The sequence below is a fragment of the Pseudomonas extremorientalis genome, from assembly GCF_024584605.1.
Taxonomy (GTDB): domain Bacteria; phylum Pseudomonadota; class Gammaproteobacteria; order Pseudomonadales; family Pseudomonadaceae; genus Aquipseudomonas; species Aquipseudomonas extremorientalis.
In genome coordinates, this window is the sequence record NZ_CP089519.1 from 3671419 (window position 1) to 3686011 (window position 14593).

Consider the following 14593-nt stretch of genomic DNA (forward strand, 5'->3'; position numbering starts at 1 on the left):
GTGCGTTGCCCCGCGAATTCAGGTCGGACTAGCAGGGTGTGGCGCAGCCCTTACGGGCGTACCACCACCAGGTCACGACGATGCAGCTCAGGTAGAAACCGACAAACATGTAGAAGGCCATGGCCGGGCTGCCAGTGGCGGCCATGGAACTGCCGAAGGATTTGGGGATGAAGAACGCGCCGAACGCGCCCATGGCCGAGCTGAACCCCAGCACCGCAGCTGATTCCTTGCCGGCATCCTTCAGGGCCTGTTCACGCACCGCAGCGGGTTTACCGGCGCTGGCCTTCTCGTGAAGGGTGCGGAAGATCACCGGGATCATGCGGAAGGTGGAGCCGTTGCCGATGCCGGTGGTAATGAACAGCAGCATGAACAGGCCGAGAAAGCCGTAGAAGCTGCCGCCCTGCCCGTTCTGCGGCAGAAAGTGCAGCACGCCGAACACCATCGCGATCATCAGCACGAAGTTCCACAGGGTCACCCGCGCACCGCCCAGTTTGTCCGCCAGCCAGCCGCCGAGCGGGCGTACCAGCGCGCCCACCAGCGGGCCGAGAAAGGCGAATTTCAGCGCCACCACCTCGGGAAACGAGGTCTTGATCAGCAGCGGGAACGCCGCCGAAAAACCGATGAATGAACCGAAGGTCGCAAGGTACAACCAGCACATCAGCCAGTTGTGCTTGCGTTTGAAGATCACCGCCTGGTCGCTGAACGACGCACGGGCGCTGGACAGGTCATTCATGCCGAACCACGCGGCCACGGTGACGGTGAGGATGAATGGCACCCAGATGAAACCGGCGTTCTGCAGCCACAGCTGGCTGCCGTCGGCCAGGGTTTGCGGTTGCCCGCCCATCAGGCCGAACACCCCGAAGGTGATCACCAGCGGCACGCAGAACTGCATCACCGACACGCCCAGGTTACCCAGGCCGGCGTTCAAACCGAGGGCGGTGCCCTGCTGCGCCTTGGGGTAGAAAAAGCTGATGTTGGACATGCTCGAAGCGAAGTTGCCGCCGCCGAAACCGCACAGCAACGCGATCAATACGAACACGCTGTACGGCGTGTCGGGGTCCTGCACCGCGAAGCCCATCCACAGCGACGGCAGCAGCAACGACGCGGTACTCAGGGCGGTCCAGCGGCGCCCGCCGAAGATCGGCACCATGAACGAGTAGAACACCCGCAACGTCGCGCCAGACAGGCCCGGCAGTGCCGCCAGCCAGAACAGCTGGTCGGTGCTGAAGCTGAAGCCGATGGCGTTGAGGCGCACGATCACCGTGCTCCACACCATCCACACGGCAAAGGCCAGCAACAGCGCGGGGATCGAGATCCACAGGTTGCGGGTGGCGGTCTTCTTGCCGCTGGCGCCCCAGAACGCCGGGTCTTCGGGGCGCCAGTCATGGATCACCGGGCCCGAGGTGGGCTTTTGCGCAATGGACATGATCATTCTCCTTGGAGCGCGGGCTTGCCGAGCAGCGGTTGTTTGCGGATTTCGCTGAAGTACATCCAGGCGAGGGACACCCAGACCACGCCGTACATCAACATGAAGCAGGAAGAGCGCACGCCGGTGAGGTCCACCAGGGCGCCGAACATAATCGGCAGCACAAAGCCACCCAGACCACCGGCCAGGCCGACGATGCCGGACACCGCGCCCATGTTTTGCGGGTAGTCGTTGGCGATGTACTTGAACACCGAGGCCTTGCCGAACGCGAAGGCGATGCCCATCACGAACAGCAGCACGGTGAACAGCGCAGGCGTGAGGCCGATGTGGAAATCCAACGGGCCGTTGACGGTCATCACCTGCAGTTGGGTCTGCGGGTAGCTGAGCAGGAACAGGCACACCCAGCTCACCCACAACACCCACCAGGTCACGCTCTGCGCGCCCCAGCGGTCGGACATCCAGCCGCCCACGGCGCGCAGCACACCACCCGGCAGCGAGAAACACGCAGCCAGCAGCGCAGCGCTTTGCAGGCTGAAACCGTATTCCTGCACGTAGTACTTGGTCACCCACAGCGCCAGCGCCACATAGCCGCCGAACACAATCGAGTAGTACTGGCAGTAGCGCCACACGGCCGGGTCTTTGAGGCACAGCAACTGCTGGCGCAAGGAAGCGCCGCCGGCGCTGCGGTGGGCCTTGTTTTCGCTGGTGAGGAACCAGAACAGCAGCGCGGTGATAAACAGGATCGCGCTGAATACCTTGGGCACCAGATGCCAGGTGCCGAGGGCGATCAGGCCGGGCGCGAGAAACTTGGTCACCGCCGCCCCCGCGTTGCCGGCGCCGAACACGCCCATGGCGAAGCCCTGGTTGTGCTTGTCGAACCATTTGGCGACGTAGGCGATGCCCACCGAAAACGAGCCGCCGGCCAGGCCGACAAACAGGCCCAGCACCAGGAACTGCCAGTAGGCGGTGGCGTAGGTGATCAGGTACAGCGGCAACACGCAGGCGAGCATCAGCAGGAAGAACACGATGCGCCCGCCGAAACGGTCGGTGAGCAGCCCCAGTGGCAGGCGTACCAGGGAGCCGGTCAATACCGGCGTAGCGGCCAGCAGGCCGAACTGGGTTTCGTTGAGTTGCAGCAGCTCCTTGATGGGCACGCCAAGCACGGCGAACATCATCCACACCATAAAGCAGACGGTGAAGGCCAGGGTGCTCATGCCCAGCACCAGGCCTTGTCTTATACGGGGTTGAGTCACGGTATGCGCTCCAGAAAGTGATTCCATGGGCGCAGGTTAGGGGCGGCACTTGGGTGGAACTTGACCCAGGTCAACGTCCGCCGGGTGGGTATGGGGCTATGCTCGCCGCGTCTACCTCCAAGGAGGTAGGCACCAGAACAAGAGAAAGCCTTTATTTATCAATGGATTGTTCTCTTGTGCCGGCTTTTGTCCGTGGGAGGGTTCGCCGGCAATTCTTTAGAGGTAGTGCGCCAGGGAAGGCCATTGACACCCCCCTTTCCCGCTCCAGGTGCGACCATGCTGCTCTGCCATCCACTCCGACTGCACCGTCATGCTTGACTGGCTGCGCAGCTCCCTGCCCGCGCGCGCCGGCCTGGCGGTGATCCTGATCGCGATCCTGGCCCTGGCCAGCTCCCTCAGCGCCGGGCTGATCGCCTGGTTCAGCCAGGGCGACGCCGCAACGATCAACACCGCAGGCTCGGTGCGCATGGAGACCTACCACCTCAGCTGGAAGCTGGCGGCCGGCGCGCGCGCGGATGAGGTCGCCGAGGTCAGCCAGAGCCTGCAACGCCGGCTCGACAGCCCCTCGCTCAAGGCGGCGCTGGAAGACGGCCCGCAAAGCGCCCTGTTGCAGAGTTACCAGCAGATCCGCCAACGCTGGGACACCGAACTGCGCCCGGCGGTAATCCGCGGTGATGCCGACTTGTTCCAGGCCCGCGCGCCGGCGTTCGTCGAGCAACTGAACCAGTTCGTCAGCCTGTTGCAGCAACAGAGCGAACAGAAGCAGAGCTGGCAGCAAGGCATCCAGGGCCTGGCATTGTTCAGCACCTTGATCATCCTGCTGCTCGGCCTGTACGAGTTGCAGTACGGCGTGGTCAACCCGCTGGAAGAACTGGTGCACGCCACCCGGCGTTTTCGCGACGGCGACTTCAAGACCCGGGTCAACCACCGCTCCGAGGATGAACTGGGTCAACTGGCCCTGAGTTTCAACGCCATGGCCGAGACCATCGAGGCCTCCCATCGCACCCTGGAAACCCAGGTACAGCTCAAGACCCTCAACCTGCAACAAGCCAACGCCGCCCTCGAACTGCTCTACCAGAGCAGCCGCAGCCTGGCCACGCGCCTGGCCAACGCCGAGGGCCTGGATGAACTGATCCGGCGCTTCCAGAAACGCCTGCCGGGCCTGCGCCTGTCGCTGTGCCTGCAAGGTCACTTCCTTGCCCCGGCCCAGCAGATGCTGGCCCTGCACGGCGAGAACAGCCGCAACGTGTGCGCCATCGGCGACTGCGCCACCTGCCAGAAACACAAGGCCGCACCACCGCAGGTGTTCAGTATCAGTAACCAGGGCACGGAACTGGGCGAACTCAAGGCGCACTTCCTCGATGGCCACCCGCCCCAGGACTGGGAAAAACAACTGATCCAGGCCCTGGCCAACCTGATCGGCACCTCGCTGTCGCTCAAGCGCCAGCGCGAGCAGGACCACCGCCTGTTGCTGCTGGACGAGCGCACCATCATCGCCCGCGAACTGCACGACTCCCTGGCCCAGGCGCTGTCCTACATGAAGCTGCAAGTGAGCCGCATGCAAACCCTGATCCGCCGTGGCGAGCCGGTGGAAACCCTGGCCTCCGTCACCAGCGAACTGCGCGATGGCCTGAACAACGCCTACCGCCAACTGCGCGAATTGCTCACCACCTTCCGCCTGCAGATCCACGACGCCGGGCTGGTGCAGGAGCTGCAGGACACCGCCGAAGAATTCTCCCGACGCGGCGAATTCCAGGTGCACTTGCACGCGGACGCCCTGGCCTTCCAGCTGTCGGCCAGCGAGCAGATTCACATGCTGCAGATCACCCGCGAGGCGCTGTCCAACTGCCTGCGCCACGCCCATGCACAGAATGCCTGGCTGCAACTGCGCCAGGTCGGCGAGACCGTGAGCCTGAGCATCGAAGATGATGGCCGGGGCTTCTGCGGCGCCGTCGACCAGCGCGAACACCACGGCCTGACCATCATGGACGAACGCGCCCGCAGCCTGCACGGCCTGCTTGAGATCAGCCCACGCGAGCCCCAGGGCACCCGCGTGCAACTGCGTTTCCAGCCGGAATTCCTCGGCCACACCCTACAAGGCAGCACCTCATGAACGTCCCTCTTCGTCACCGGATCCTGCTGGTCGACGACCACCCGATGATGCGCCACGGCATGCGCCAGATCCTAGAACTGGAAGATGACCTGCACGTGGTCGGCGAGGCCGGCAACGGCCAGGAAGCCCTCGACCGGATCGCCAGCCTGCAACCGGACCTGGTGCTGCTGGACAACAACATGCCGCAGATGAACGGCCTGGAAACCCTGCGCCGCCTGCGGGCCATGGACTACGCGGGCAAGGTGTTGCTGTTTACCGTGTCCGACGCTGAAGACGATATTCGCGATGCGCTGCGCCTGGATGCCAATGGGTACCTGCTCAAGGACATGGAACCGGAATTGGTGGTCGAGTTTATCCGTGATGCGTTGCATGGTGCATTGGTGATCAGCCCTGGCTTGACCAGGGTCCTGGCCCAGGCGCTGCGCTCGCCGCAACCCCATGCGGCGGTGGAATTGACCGAGCGGGAGCGGCAGGTGTTGAAGACGATTGCCAGTGGCTACAGCAACAAGGTGATCGGGCATAAGTTGGGGATTACCGAGGGGACGGTGAAGGTGCATGTGAAGAATTTGCTGCATAAGCTGGGGTTGAGGTCGCGGGTGGAAGCGGCGGTTTGGGCGATGGAGCATTTGAGGCAGGTCGGGTGAGTTTTTTTTGAGGTTGAGGGGTGTGAGTACATATCCGTTATTTAGGTAACGGCTGTTGACGGTTCCGCTCTTACAGCGGGTCACTTTTGGAAGAGCGCTGTATGGACCGGACACAGGGTTGACGGGGCGCCGAAGATCAAAAGCAAGAGCGACTCGCTGCGCATCGCAGATACGCTTTTTGTGCTGTGTAACCCACTTACTGTGGCGAGCGGGCTTGCCCCGCGTCGGGCTGCGAAGCAGCCCCAAAAAACAGTGAGGTCGCCGCGTTCATCCTGGTTTGGTTACTTTTGGGCTCTTTTCAAAAGTGACCCGCCGTAAGGGCGGAACCATAGGCGGCCGTTACCGAAGAAACGGATATGCCCACCGACATATGCCCACCGAGCCCCCCCCCAACGAGGCATACCCCAACCCCCAGGGCGCAGATGCCGTCAGGTCGCAAGCCCCCGCCCGGCCCGCTCCAGATTGCGCCACAACCAGGGCGGCAAGACCTCCGGGTCGAGGCTGTCGATCAGGTTCTTCAAACCCAACCCCAGCTCCGTGTCCCCTTCGATCACCAGGCGCCGCCGGAAGAACAACGTATCCGGGTCTTCCTGCCGACTGGCCAGCAATAGAAATTCGCGCCAATTGCCGCTGATGGTCACCTGGGCCTGCGCCTTCTGCGCAATCCGCAACCCGTCCCGCGTCAATGTCAGGTACCAGCACAAACCCAGGTCCGGAATCCGCAGGCACAGCCAGCGCCCGCGCAGCAGGTCAAAACCGCCGTCGCGCAGCGGCTCGGCCAGGCAGCGGTTGAGCCCCTGTTGCAACGCCAGGCGCTGCACTGCGAAAGGCACACGGCGAACCAGCGGCAATACCCGGTCAGCGCCCTTGAGCAACCATTGCTTGCGACTCAACACAACCCCACCTCCTCGACCCGTAACATGCCGGCCTGCCCATGCCAGTAACCGTTGCAGCCACTCACCACCAACGGCGGCGTGGCCCCCTGGCGCACCTCGTCGAAGGCACGCACCACCTCGGCCATGCCCTCGGCCCGTGGGCTCAGGCGCAACAGGTCGGCGCCACAGGCCACCAGACCGGGATAGTCCGCCAGCAAGTTGGTCACCTCGGCGGACATCGTCTGAATCCCATTCAAGGTAAACAGCGCCTGCCCCTCCTGGCTGGTCAACGCCATGCCATCCGGGTAATTGATGCAACAGAACTGACAGTCGTCCTTGGGCCGGTTTTCCGCACGGGCGCTGAAGCAGCGCGCCGAGTACGCCAGGGGCAAATGGCCGTAGGCGAAGATCTCCACCTCGGGCAGCGGCCGCCCCAGTTCGCGGACCTGCTCCAGCACATCGGCGATCAGCCCGTGGGAGCATTCCACCGGCGGCACCCAGCGCTGCATGCCTGCGTCGAGCAGTTGCACCAGGGCGTGGCCGTTGTAGAGGTTGAGCGCCGGGCCGCCGACAAAGGGCACTTTGCGCTCGATCAGCAACTGCACGGCGCCCATGTCGTTGGCCTCCACCAGCAACTCGCCGTTGTCGCACAGGCGGCGCAGGCTGGAGAGTTCGGACGCGGCTTCGATCAGGGTAAGGCTCGACAGCACGATCTGCGCCGGGCTGCACGCCTGCAACTCACGCCCCAGGCCCAGCCATTGATCCAGGTTCAGCGCGCGGCGTTTGGCGCACACGGTTTCCCCCAGGTAAATCACGTCCAGGGGCAAGGCGGCCATGTCGGCGTAGAAGCGCCCCAACTGTTCCTTGTCCCAATAAAACAGCACCGGTCCCAGGCTGAGCTTCATGTGTGTGTCCTCATTGCCATGCACGATGGTAAGCCCCCAGGGTGGTCTGGCTGCCTTCGGAAAGCCCGGCAAGCACCTGGCGCCATTGGTCCTGGACCGCGAAATGGGCCGGGCTGCTGCGATGGGCGTCGAGGGCGGCGCGCCATACGCGGGTAATTTGCTCCACATAGGCCGGGCTGCGTTGCCGGCCTTCGATCTTCACCGCTTCCACGCCGATGGCACTGAGTTCGGGCAACAGGTCCAGGGTGTCGAGGCTGGTGGGCTCTTCCAGCGCATGAAAGCGCTTGCCGCCCACCAGGAAGCGGCCCTTGCAGAGGGTCGGGTAGCCGGCGGGTTCGTCCGGGGTGTAGCGGTCGATCAGCACTTTGCTCAGGCGTGCGCTGAGGCCATCGGCGTCCTCGCTCCAGCGCACCGCCTTGGCCGGCGAACACACGCCGCACAGGTTGGGGGATTCGCCGGTGATGTAGGAGGACAGATGGCAACGCCCTTCGGCCATGATGCACAGGCTGCCAAAGCCGAACACCTCGATGGGCACCGTGCCGCTGGCAGCCACCTGCTTGACCTGGGCCAACGACAACACCCGAGGCAACACGGCGCGCCGGATGCCGTAGCGTTCCACATAGAATTTCAACGCCGCCGCATGGGTGGCCGAGCCCTGCACCGACAGGTGCAACGCCAGCTGTGGATGACGTTGCGCGGCGTAGCCGAGAACGCCGGGGTCGCCGGCGATCAGGGCGTCCACGCCATGGTCAGCGGCACGGTCCACGGCGCGTTGCCAGCGCGACCAGATTTTCGGTTGCGGGTAGGTGTTGACCGCCACGTAGAGCTTGCGCTGGTGCTGGCGGATATGGGCGACAGCAGCGTCGAACTGCTTGTCGTCCATGTTCAGCCCGGCGAAGTGCCGGGCATTGGTGTCATCGCGAAAACCCACGTACACCGCGTCGGCGCCTTGGCGTACAGCGGCTTTCAGCGCAGGCAGGTTGCCTGCCGGGCAGACCAGTTGCATGGTGGCTCCTTATTGAAAATCGGCAAACGACAGGAACGGCACGGCGGCACCCTTGAGCACCTGCTGCTCGCGCTCGACGATCACCAGGCCATCGGCCCAGCAGGCGGCGGCGAGCATCGCCGAGCTTTGCTGAGGGTGCAGGATGGCGAGCAGCTGCCCATCGCTGTCGGGGCTCAAGCGCGCTCGCAGGTACTGGCGGCGCTTGTTGGGTTTGAGCCACTCGAAGGCCGCCGGCACGCTGACAGGCACCGGCAACACCCGCTCCACACCTTGGGCGCGCAGCAGGAACGGGCGCACCACGATCAGCGTGGTGACCAGCGCGGCCGTGGGGTTGCCCGGCAGGCCGATCCAGGGTTTGCCGGCCACTTGGCCGAACGCCAGGGGTTTGCCGGGCTGGATCGCCAGGCGCCAGAACTCGACCTTGCCCAGTGCCTGGATTGCCTGTTTGAGATGGTCCTCTTCACCCACCGACACGCCGCCGGTGGTCAGCAGCAGGTCGCACTCAGACGAGGCCAGCATCAACGCATCGCGGCTGGCCGCCAGGGCGTCGGCCATCACGCCGTAGTCGTGTACCTCCACGCCCCAACCACGCAGCAACGCCGCCACAAGGTAGCGATTGCTGTTGTAGATCTGCCCCGGCGCCAGCGACTCGCCCGGCTCGCGCAGTTCATCGCCACTGCTGAGCAGGCACACGCGCAGAGGCCGGTAGACCTTGACCCGGGGAATGCCCGCCGCCGCCAACAGGCCGAGTTCCTGGGCGCGCAGGCGTTTGCCGGCGCTCAGTACTCGTTGCCCGCGTTGCAGCTCTTCGCCGCGCTTGCGAACGTGTTCGCCCAGGCGCAACGGCGGGCACCAGATGCGCTGGCCATACACCCGGCAGCGCTCCTGCGGCACCACGCTGTCGGCACCCGGCGGCAGCGGCGCACCGGTGAAGATGCGCACGGCTTGCCCGGGCTGCAACGGCACGTCCGTGCTGTGCCCGGCGGCGATCCGCCCGACCACTTCCAGGTAGCCGCCCTGCTCCGGCACGTCAAACGCGCGCAGGGCGTAGCCGTCCATGGCGCTGTTGTCCCAACCCGGCAGGTCGCGGGGCGAGAACACCTCTTCGGCGGTCACCCGGCCCAGGGCCTGGGCCAACGCAAGCATTTCGGTGGCCGGTGGCGGCGGCGCCTGGGCCAGCAACTGCTCGATGGCCTCTTCCACCGGCAGCAGGTCGCCGCTGTCGCAGGGACTCATGAGCGCGTCTCACAAGCAGCGAGTATCTGATCGAGTTGCGGCTTGAGGTGCGGCGCAAAATTGCACGGGCCGGTACGGCTGTCCAACTGGCCAACCAGGATCTGGTCCCAGGCAGTACGACAGGCCCCCGGCGAACCGGGCATGCAGCACACCAGCACGCCGTTGCTGAAACCGGCCAGGGCCCGGGATTGCAGGGTCGACATGCCGATTTCCGCCAGGGACACCTGGCGGAACAACTCGCCAAAGCCGTCCACCTGTTTGTCCAGCAGCGGCAACACCGCCTGGGGCGTGTTGTCGCGCGCGGTGAAGCCGGTGCCACCGGTCATCAGCACCACTTGCACCTGCGGGTCGGCGATCCATTGCGAGACGCGTGCGCGGATCTGGTAGATGTCATCCATCACGATGCCCCGGTCGATCAGCATGTGGCCGGCACGTTGCAGGCGGTCCACCAGCGTGTCCCCGGAGGTGTCGGTGTCGTAGGTGCGGGTGTCGCTGATGGTCAGCACCGCGATGTTCAGGGAAACGAAACTGCATTGGGTCAGATGGGCCATGATCCAGGCTCCAGGCGTTGAAAAGATGCGTCCAGCCTGCACCGCATCGGGCGCAGGGCCTATTCCTCGAAGGAGGTATGCCGTCAGGGGGCCAGGCGCGTGCGCTGCCACCCGGCGTCATGCAGGCGGTAGTCGAGACGATCGTGCAAGCGGTCCGGCCGGCCTTGCCAGAACTCGATACGCCGGGGTTGCAGGCAGTAGCCGCCCCAGTGCTCGGGCCGGGGCGGCTGGCGCCCGGCAAAACGCTCGGTGACCTCACGCAGACGCCCTTCCAACTCACTGCGATGGGCCAGGGGCTGGCTCTGGGGCGAGGCCCAGCTGCCCAACTGACTGGCGGCCGGGCGGGCATCGAAGTAGTCGTCCGACAGCTCGGCATCGGCCTTCACCACCGGGCCTTCGATACGCACCTGGCGCTCCAGGCCCGGCCAGAAGAACGTCATGGCAGCATGGGGGTTGTCCGCCAGTTCATGGCCCTTGGCGCTCTGGTAATTGCCAAAAAAGAAAAACCCGTCGGCGCTGAAGCCCTTGAGCAGCAGGATGCGGCAGTGGGCATGCCCCTGGCCGTCCACCGTGGCCAGGGCCATGCTGTTGGCCTCGGCGGGCGGCACTTCGGTCTTGCGGGCCTGATCCAGCCACTGGCCGAACAGCTCCAGCGGGTCGGCCTGCGGGCAGTCGTCGCGAAGGCCGTAGAGGGTGTAGTTGCGGCGCAATTGCGCAAGGGACAGGGGCATGGCGCGGTCCTCCAGAAAGTTCGCCACAGTGTGGGAACTGGCGCACCGTTATCCCTTGACCGCGATCAACAATCGGCCGCGGCATGACGCCGCATACCGCTTACCACAACGACTTGGCGATGATCACGATCAGCACCATGTGCGCGAGGATGCTGCGCCGAATCCACCGTGCACGCTTGGCGCTCAGGCGCTGTTTACCCAGCCAGTACGCCAGCAACAGGTAGTGCCCGATGATGCTCAGGGCCAGCAGGATTTTCAGGCTCAGCAGCCACGCAAAACGACTGTTCCACGGCACGCCCCAGTAGTGCCAGGCCAGCCCCAGGCCCGCGCCGTACAGCACGATGACCACCAGATGCAGCACCCGTCGCGAGCGCCGGGCAATCGCCTGGTCGCAGGTGAACTGCGCGGACCAGGCCAACTCCTCCCGGGCGCGGTGCCAGATCACCACTTCAAAAAACAGCGTGCCGATGAACGCGCTGGCCGCCAGCAGATGAACCATCAATAGCACTGAATACATGGATCTCTCCTAACCCGGATGCCCGTCGACACGCGCCTGCCACAGCATCGGCCCGTAGCGCCACAGGTACAGCCCCAGGCCGACGGACCAGCACAGCGCGGCCAGCCACAACGCCGCCACCGGCCACACCAGCACCAGCAGCACCCGGCACACACACGCCAGGTTCAGCAGCGCAAAGGCCAGGGTCATCCCCGAGGGCGGCTGCATTGGCCGGCCGGTATGGCCCAGGCTGACCCGCGCGATCATCGCCAGGATCAACCCGGCCATGGCGCCGATGGTCAGCGCATGCACCGCCAGGCTCGGGTTGAGCGGCACGCCAAAATGCCACAGCGCCATGCCCAGGCACGCCAGCGCCAGCCAGGCATAGGCCAGGTGCAGGGACCACAGCAGCGGCACCCGCCACAGGCCGCGATCATGCCAACGCGCCAGGCGCAGCAGGTGGCCCACGCCCAGCAGCGCGAACAGCACACCGATCCAGGCCCGTGGCAACAAGGCCACCCCACCGGCATACAACAGCCCCACTAGAATCGAACCGCCCAACAGCAGGTGATCCAACCAGGGCCAGGGCTTGACCGCCGCGACCCGACCCAGGCCGCGCTGGGTGAAAAACGGGATCACCCGCCCGCCGATCAGCCCCATCATCGCCGCCACCAGCCAGAGGCCGGTCAACACCGCCTGGCGCTGCAGGCCCTGGTCATACAGTGACAAGCCATCGGCCACCGCCAGCAATACCAGCACCAGCACAATCGGATAATTGCGCGTCTGCCGCACCTGCCACAGCGTCCATCCCATCACGCCCGCCACAGCCAGCGGGAAGCTCAGTTCCAGCACCACCAGCAATGGCAGCGGGAGGTCGAGCAACCAGCCCACGCGCGCCGCCAGCCACAGCGCCGCCAGTGCGCCCAACGGTGCCCCGCTGAGTCCGGGGCGACCGGTCCAGGTCTGCACCGCCGTCAGCAAGAAACCGGCGATGATCGCCAGGCCAAAGCCGAACAGCAGTTCATGCCGATGCCAGGCCAGCCAGCCGCCGGCCGGTTGCCAACTGCCGGTCATGCCGCCCAGGGCCAGCAGCCACAGCGGCACCGCCAGCGCGGCCAACAGGCAGGCACCGAGGAAAAACGGCCGGAAGGCCAGGCGAAACAGCGGGGTAATCGACATGGCCTTGCGTCGATCCAGTACGTGCATGGCAGGGCTCCTGAATTTATCACTGCGCCGATGGTGCGCCGGTGTGCGCATCTTGCTCTTGTCGCAGATCAAGCTGCGCCAAGGGCAACCGGATTAACCTCGGAGCAAGTTCGCCTTGCTCGGCACGCTGTGCGTGCGCCTGCACCAGCGGGTCAACAAGATCGAGTTTGCCGAGGGCACGTCCCGCTAGTGTCAGCCGAACAGACCCAGACCAATGCGGCTGCAATCACCGTGCACCGTGAAACCCTCATCGGTGCGACGCCACGGCGTACCTTGATGTGCATCAAGGGCTTTACCAGGTCAGGTAAAACATGCTCTTGGCCAACAGCACGATGGCGACCATATGCCCGAACAGGCTCAGATGGATAACCCGCAGGTAAGCCGCACTCACCCGGCCACGGCGCATGCGCAGCATCGTCAGCAGAAAGTGCAGCAGCACACTGGCGGCGAGGATCAGCTTGAGGGTCAACAGGGTGCCGAACGACGACGCGAACGGCGCGGCCAACACCGGCAGGTAACGCAAGCCGACCATGCCCAGCCCGGCGCCGAACAGCACCAGCAACACCCACGGCATAAGCGCCCGGGCACGCACACCGATGCCTTGCTCGACCTGCAGCATCACCCGCGCCGGCAATTGCCGATGCAGACCGCCCAGGATCAGCACTTCGAAAAACACCGTGCCGATGAAGATCAGCGCGGCGAACAGATGGGCCAGCAGAAACAGCAGGTAAAGCATGGTGGCCTCGCAGGTGGCGTCGAGGCGACAGTGTGGCGGCCTGGAGGCTTGCGCGCCTTGACGTCGGTCAAGCCCGTTACAGCCACGGGATGCTGTAGCTGACAATCAGCCGCGTCTCGTCCTTGTCCGCCGTGTCATTGCCGCGCAATACCGCACTGCGCCAGGTAAAGCCCAGCCCTTTCAAGGCGCCGGTGGGGATCACGTAGTCCAGGCGCAGGTCGCGCTCCCATTCGCTGTTGTCGCGGCCGGCGGTGCGGATATGGCTGCCGTGAATGTAAGTCACACTGGAGCGCAACCCCGGTACGCCCAGGCTGGCAAAGTCATAGGCATAACTGCCCACCATGGCCTGTTCGCCGGCATTCACAAACTTGAGCGACTGGGAGTTGGTGATCAGGTAAAGCGAACGGCCCTGCCCCTGGTTGATGTGCGGGAAGTCACTTTGCCCGGTGGTTTTCTGGTAGCCCAGGCTCAGCGAATGCCCGCTCAAGCCATAGGTGAACAGTGCGCTCCACAAGCGGTTGTCGACCTTGCCTGTGTTGACGCCGGGCGCGTAGTAGCCCGAGCCGACATAACCTTCGCTCCGGCCCGACGCACTGCCGTTCTTACCGTCGGCGGTGCTGTAGAAATACCGCAGGTCGCTCTTGAGCTGCCCCACCGGCAGTTGCCAGTTGTGCACCAGGCCCAGGAAGTGCTGTTGGTAGAAGTTCTCCAGGCTGGCGTAGTAGTACTGCACCTGCAGTTGCTTGCTGACGGTGTAATCCACGCCGCCGTAGTAGAACTGGTGACTGGACTTGCCCTTGACCGGGTCATTGGCGCCGGCAATCGACAGGCCTTGGCCGTTGCTGGAATTGCGGTCCACGACCTGCTCGATCTTACCCGCGATCAGGTTGATGTCCTTGAAGTCCTTGGACTCCACCTGATAGCCGCGGAAAGTCTGGGGCAACAGGCGCCCGTCTTCGGTGGTCAGCACCGGCAGCCTGGGCGTCAGGCTGCCGGCCTTGAGTTGGGTCTGGGCAATGCGCAGTTTGCCGGTGACGCCGGTCTTGCTGAAGTCATGGGCGGCCTTGCCATCGTCCAGCGGGAAGACGCTGCCGGGGGTGTTATCGGCACCGGACTTGCCAGCCCGGCCGGAGGCGTCCAGGCGCAGGCCGTACCACTCTTGCAGGTCCAGGCCCAGGCCGACCGTGCCTTCGGTGAAACCGGACTGGTAGTTGAACATAAAGGCCTGGCCCCATTCCTTGTCCGAGGCGGCCTTGGCGTTGCGGGTGTCCTGGTTGTAGTAGAAGTTGCGCAGGTCGAGGCTGGCTTTGCTGTCATCGATAAAACCCGACGCAGCCGCCTGCTGCGCAGCGCCGATGGAGACGGCGAGCGCCAGGCAAGTCTTGTGGTTCATGAAGGCTCCGAGAAGTGATTGA

General features: G+C 64.7%; 14 protein-coding genes. 2 read left to right on the top strand and 12 right to left on the bottom strand.

Annotated elements, in window-relative coordinates; genetic code table 11:
- Window positions 1-28 precede the first annotated feature (28 nt).
- Together LUU92_RS16215 and LUU92_RS16220 are read right to left on the bottom strand one after the other, a co-directional pair.
- The gene (locus LUU92_RS16215) at window positions 29-1426 is read right to left on the bottom strand and encodes a NarK family nitrate/nitrite MFS transporter (protein ID WP_257102301.1); all 1398 of its coding nucleotides are present in this window, start codon (window positions 1424-1426) and stop codon (window positions 29-31) included.
- A 2-nt stretch (window positions 1427-1428) separates the two neighbouring features.
- On the bottom strand, window positions 1429-2679 hold the full coding sequence (locus tag LUU92_RS16220) for an MFS transporter (RefSeq protein WP_093123471.1): 1251 nt from the start codon (window positions 2677-2679) through the stop codon (window positions 1429-1431).
- A gap of 310 nt (window positions 2680-2989) precedes the next feature.
- On the opposite strand from LUU92_RS16220, the gene LUU92_RS16225 reads away from it, so the two are divergent.
- Both LUU92_RS16225 and narL read left to right on the top strand, forming a co-directional pair.
- Window positions 2990-4792, top strand: coding sequence for a HAMP domain-containing protein (locus LUU92_RS16225; RefSeq protein ID WP_257102302.1), 1803 nt, complete (start codon window positions 2990-2992; stop codon window positions 4790-4792).
- Window positions 4789-5436 (top strand): two-component system response regulator NarL, encoded by a 648-nt coding sequence (narL, locus tag LUU92_RS16230; RefSeq protein WP_092245419.1) that lies wholly within the window; start codon window positions 4789-4791, stop codon window positions 5434-5436. The genes LUU92_RS16225 and narL overlap by 4 nt, the downstream gene beginning before the upstream one ends.
- Before the next feature lie 428 nt (window positions 5437-5864).
- On the opposite strand, the gene ubiT is transcribed toward narL, so the two are convergent.
- From ubiT to LUU92_RS16280, 10 genes are all read right to left on the bottom strand, one after another.
- The gene (gene ubiT / locus LUU92_RS16235; protein WP_092245416.1) at window positions 5865-6332 is read right to left on the bottom strand and encodes a ubiquinone anaerobic biosynthesis accessory factor UbiT; all 468 of its coding nucleotides are present in this window, start codon (window positions 6330-6332) and stop codon (window positions 5865-5867) included.
- Window positions 6326-7216, bottom strand: coding sequence for a U32 family peptidase (locus LUU92_RS16240; protein WP_092245413.1), 891 nt, complete (start codon window positions 7214-7216; stop codon window positions 6326-6328). Before LUU92_RS16240 ends, ubiT begins: the two co-directional genes overlap by 7 nt.
- Window positions 7217-7226: 10 nt before the next feature.
- Window positions 7227-8222, bottom strand: coding sequence for a ubiquinone anaerobic biosynthesis protein UbiU (gene ubiU / locus LUU92_RS16245; protein ID WP_257102303.1), 996 nt, complete (start codon window positions 8220-8222; stop codon window positions 7227-7229).
- Between the two features lie 9 nt (window positions 8223-8231).
- On the bottom strand, window positions 8232-9458 hold the full coding sequence (locus LUU92_RS16250) for a molybdopterin molybdotransferase MoeA (RefSeq protein ID WP_257102304.1): 1227 nt from the start codon (window positions 9456-9458) through the stop codon (window positions 8232-8234).
- Window positions 9455-10009, bottom strand: a complete 555-nt coding sequence (gene moaB / locus LUU92_RS16255) for a molybdenum cofactor biosynthesis protein B (RefSeq protein ID WP_093123484.1) — start codon at window positions 10007-10009, stop codon at window positions 9455-9457. The genes LUU92_RS16250 and moaB overlap by 4 nt, the downstream gene beginning before the upstream one ends.
- An 83-nt stretch (window positions 10010-10092) precedes the next feature.
- Window positions 10093-10740, bottom strand: a complete 648-nt coding sequence (pdxH, locus tag LUU92_RS16260; RefSeq protein ID WP_102593161.1) for a pyridoxamine 5'-phosphate oxidase — start codon at window positions 10738-10740, stop codon at window positions 10093-10095.
- A gap of 100 nt (window positions 10741-10840) precedes the next feature.
- The gene (locus LUU92_RS16265; RefSeq protein ID WP_257102305.1) at window positions 10841-11257 is read right to left on the bottom strand and encodes a hypothetical protein; all 417 of its coding nucleotides are present in this window, start codon (window positions 11255-11257) and stop codon (window positions 10841-10843) included.
- 9 nt (window positions 11258-11266) lie between these two features.
- On the bottom strand, window positions 11267-12442 hold the full coding sequence (locus LUU92_RS16270; RefSeq protein ID WP_257102306.1) for an NnrS family protein: 1176 nt from the start codon (window positions 12440-12442) through the stop codon (window positions 11267-11269).
- Window positions 12443-12734: 292 nt separating this feature from the next.
- Window positions 12735-13178, bottom strand: a complete 444-nt coding sequence (locus LUU92_RS16275) for a CopD family copper resistance protein (protein WP_092245392.1) — start codon at window positions 13176-13178, stop codon at window positions 12735-12737.
- 76 nt (window positions 13179-13254) lie between these two features.
- Window positions 13255-14571 (bottom strand): OprD family outer membrane porin, encoded by a 1317-nt coding sequence (locus LUU92_RS16280; RefSeq protein WP_257102307.1) that lies wholly within the window; start codon window positions 14569-14571, stop codon window positions 13255-13257.
- Between the last annotated feature and the right edge of the window lie 22 nt (window positions 14572-14593).